Source organism: Peribacillus sp. NPDC096540 (assembly GCF_050278525.1).
Lineage (GTDB): Bacteria > Bacillota > Bacilli > Bacillales > DSM-1321 > Peribacillus.
Genome location: NZ_JBNNTG010000090.1, coordinates 1 through 3,815 on the forward strand (window position 1 = coordinate 1; position 3,815 = coordinate 3,815).

General features: G+C 37.4%; 4 protein-coding genes. All 4 read right to left on the reverse strand.

Going from position 1 to position 3,815, the window contains the following annotated elements:
- Positions 1 to 196 precede the first annotated feature (196 nt).
- The 4 genes from ACQKMR_RS28150 to ACQKMR_RS28165 all read right to left on the reverse strand — a co-directional run bounded on the left by ACQKMR_RS28150 (position 197) and on the right by ACQKMR_RS28165 (position 3,606).
- Positions 197 to 871 carry a hypothetical protein gene (locus ACQKMR_RS28150; protein ID WP_427700216.1) on the reverse strand — a complete coding sequence of 225 codons (675 nt, stop codon included), beginning with the start codon at positions 869 to 871 and terminating at the stop codon, positions 197 to 199.
- 548 nt (positions 872 to 1,419) lie between these two features.
- Positions 1,420 to 1,887: a GNAT family N-acetyltransferase gene (locus tag ACQKMR_RS28155; protein WP_427700213.1), complete on the reverse strand. Its 468-nt coding sequence runs from the start codon at positions 1,885 to 1,887 to the stop codon at positions 1,420 to 1,422.
- A 333-nt stretch (positions 1,888 to 2,220) separates the two neighbouring features.
- The gene (locus ACQKMR_RS28160) at positions 2,221 to 3,012 is read right to left on the reverse strand and encodes a phosphotransferase (protein ID WP_427700214.1); all 792 of its coding nucleotides are present in this window, start codon (positions 3,010 to 3,012) and stop codon (positions 2,221 to 2,223) included.
- Positions 3,013 to 3,252: 240 nt separating this feature from the next.
- On the reverse strand, positions 3,253 to 3,606 hold the full coding sequence (locus ACQKMR_RS28165; RefSeq protein WP_427700215.1) for a hypothetical protein: 354 nt from the start codon (positions 3,604 to 3,606) through the stop codon (positions 3,253 to 3,255).
- Between the last annotated feature and the right edge of the window lie 209 nt (positions 3,607 to 3,815).

Consider the following 3,815-nt stretch of genomic DNA (forward strand, 5'->3'; position numbering starts at 1 on the left):
GATGAGTTTTGGTTTGTGTGTACTCTCATCATACTGAGGGGCTCTGTTTTTTTCAAAGCCGATAATTAATGCTCTACAGGAATGCTAACGCACCCGATAGTTTAAGTACAATATTTCACAAACTTTTTTCAGAATAAGAAAAAGGCTGTCGAAACAGCCTTTACACTAATGTCCGTTAATTGACCAAGATTTTTTATTATGTTCCTTGTATTTGAGTTTTTATAACTAAACAAACCTTGCATAAATGATAGAAGATATTCATCTCACCTAATTGAAAATCAACAACAGAAATAAGCTCCCGTTCTCCAAGGTCTTGTGTTATTGTGGCAATGTACTTCATTTCTTGGTTACAAATCGGACACTCTAAATCTTCAGGTACTTCATCATACAAAGGAGCACCCAAAAATCTACATAAATATTCCGAACCAAATAAATCAAAAGCCGTATCATAATTATCTTCATTAGTTGGAATGTCTTCGACCTTCATTTCAACAAGTTTTACATTTATCCTTGGAAGTGGTACAGGAAGCCTATCTTCCTCATCTTGAATCCAATCTTCCGTATTTTCTTGACTTATTACTTGAATGGATTTGCCTCTATTACTTAACTGAAAATATTGTGGCTCCCACACCATCGCACAGTTCAAGCAAGAAACTAATGGTAAAATAGTTAGTTCTTTAGCTTTTATTTCTGAAAGCCTTTCATCTTTTAAATCAAAACAAAATATTTGATGCATTTTCTCCCCACATAATGTGCAAACAGGTAAATCACAATCTTGTCCACCAAAATAGTGATTATATATATCGTTTCCTTCCATTCCCCTGTACCCTTTTATACCCTTCCAGTGTTCCCCATAAGGTTTCTTTGTCATATTAAATCCTCGCTTAAGTAAAGATAAATTCAAAATCCTGATGCTACCCCCTATTAGGGGTACCGCCAACATTTCGGAAATTTTGTACGCAATTTTCAAAGTGGAAAATAGGTGATTTACGTACGTTAAGATAGTTTCATAAAGGGTGTAACTGATACTTTGATTTTGGAACACCTTTTGGTACTAATATTTAGCCTGGATTGAGTTTAAATACATCAGTACCATAAACGAACGTTAATGGAACACCCCTTTTATATCAACATTTATATCCTTAAAGTACAATTTTGCCAAAATGCTGGCGGGACCCCTATTATTGCTATCACTAGCCCTAAGTCAATCTTTTTCCAGTTCGGGTGGCGGTAGAATAAAAAATCCCCCTACGAAAGTGGGAGGATTACAATTTTGGTGGTGCAGGGAAATCCTTGCCCCACCTGCCTCGGCGAATGCCGAGAGGCTATTCTACTAAAGAGCGACCCTATTGGTGGTTTTCTACTTATACTGTCATTGGTGAGTGCAATTCTCGTTGCACCGTCGGCCCGGCACCAGATTCAGACCAGTTCCATCTTGACGATTTCCAACGAAACCGCCGCTCCGCCTTGCGAGAAAGTGCCTGTTCCCGTCTCAACAAAGCCCAATTTGCGATAGAAATCCCGCGCCGTGGTTGTGGCTTCTAAGTAGATCCGTATCTTCCCATTCTTTCGAATGTGCCCGATGACCTTCACCATCAAGGCTTTACCGACTCCTGAACCCGCTGCCGCTCCGAAGACAAAGAGTTTGGTTACCTCGTTACCCTCCACTTCGACGAAACCAAGGATTGTCCTGTCCGACACGGCGACCCAAAGCTCCCCGCGTTCTATCGCAGGGAGGTACATGTCTGGGTCCCTCCCATCCAGCCACATGTTGATCTGCTCTTCCGTGTATTGCTCTGAGCAGAGGTTGCGGACTGAATGACGGTGAACATTGAAAATCTCTTTGCGGTTCTCGGGGATGGCAAGGCGTATAGCGAAATCCGTCATGAAATCTCCTCCAACTTACGACTGTAATTTTTGAAAATAAACTTATATTCTTATTCCTAATTATAGGATTAAACCATTTATAAATAAAATGAAAGTTTCTTAAATTTAATTAAAAAAATTCATATGTAAGATGATATTACAGAAAGGATAGCGTTTTTTTCGCTTTTGGGGTAATGATTTGCCCTTAGCTTGATGGGCATGTGGCAGGACCCCTTAGAGTAATAAAAAACGCCAAGCCGGTAATCGTTGGAGGCTTAGCGTATATTTTCGTTAAAATGTTGGCGGGACCCCTTATAGAACTAACGCACCCGTTAGTTCAACAAGAACCATACCTTAAATCCACTCTTTTCCATGTTCACGAATGAATTTAATATCGTTTTGATAATGTTCAAGATGCCCTTCATCTACCATCTTTTGAAAAGCAATGTCACCTTCACTGGCTTTTCTTGTAATTGTTTTACATACCCCTTCTAATCGTAGCAATACCATTTCCAAATAATCTTCTTCTAATCCCTCACCGTAAGATTCAAAAAATAATCTAACTCTTTGTTTTATATGGTTAGCATGCTGTAATGAATTATAATAAACTTTCTCACCTGTTTCAGAAAGATAAAATCTACTTAAGGGGACGCAAGTATAAAGAGTATAAGCTATGTCCCAAAGTCTTGGACCAGGTCCCGCAACATCAAAATCAATAATGCCTATTGGTCTTTCATAATTAAAAATAATGTTGTATATTGCAAAATCATTATGGCATAGTACCTCAAATTGTTGGGGGGTGTTATCTATCGATTCCCAGCTATCATCAAGAGAAAAATCACTCACAGAATCATGATAAAAACGGAGCATTTTTCCTATTTCTATTAAGACATCATCAGACCACATGTATTCTTTTAAAGGATAATTACCAGCTTCTCCTTCGATAAATGATAATACCTCTCTTCCTTTTTCATCAATACCTAAAAACTTTGGTGCATAACTGAAACCTTTGTTCTCCAAATGCTTTAATAGCTTATGAATTTGGGGACTATCTGGCTTTAATTCTCGTCGTACGGTATCTCCCGAACGATAAACGTTAGAGACATTCCCTCCTGTTAGCACTTCTTCGTTTTCATGGTTTGACATCTAAATACCCCTCCCTAATTTTATCTTCACTCATTTGAACACCCCATTAAACAATCATTCCTTTTGATATTTTACCACAAATATCCATTATCCTTGTTGAACTATCCTGCCCCGATAGTTCATTAAGGGTTTTTCACTTCATTTTCTGAATGTATGATAATTGAAAGAATCGCACGTTCAAAAGGCCGCCAATTTGGCGGCCTTTTTATGGCGCTAACGCACCTGTTAGTGGAATAAGGGTTAATGATATTTATTTGCATACATTCTTGCCATTGTTGAAGATGAAAATCTTATTCTATATTTTCCTCTAAGTTCTTTATTTACTTTTTCTGTTAATTTAGCACCTTGTTTATTATGTTCTTCTTCGATTTCAATTCCATTTGGAATTAATTGATCTTGATCCCAATCAATCCATTCCCCATACTTATTTGCCCATTCCATTAATTCGCTTTTTAACTTATTTGAAATCGGGATGTCTTCTAAATCAAAGTTACAACCGCATTGATTGCACCATATAGGATCTGCTCCAACATCACCTTCAACTTTTAATTCTTGGTTTTCTTTTTGTTCACAAAAACAAAGCACATCAGTCACTCCTCTAAAATGGCTTTTTTAATTATAATTTACATTACTTTTTGTTAAAGTAACCTGCCCCTATAGTTCCATAAAGAAAAGCTGCCTTAAAGACAGCTCCGATCTTCAGCTAAAGCACCCGTTAGTTTAAGTACATTTATTCACAAACTCAAATAAATTCACAAATTTATATCTGTTCAAAACTCTTTTCAGTAATCCCCTCACTTGTT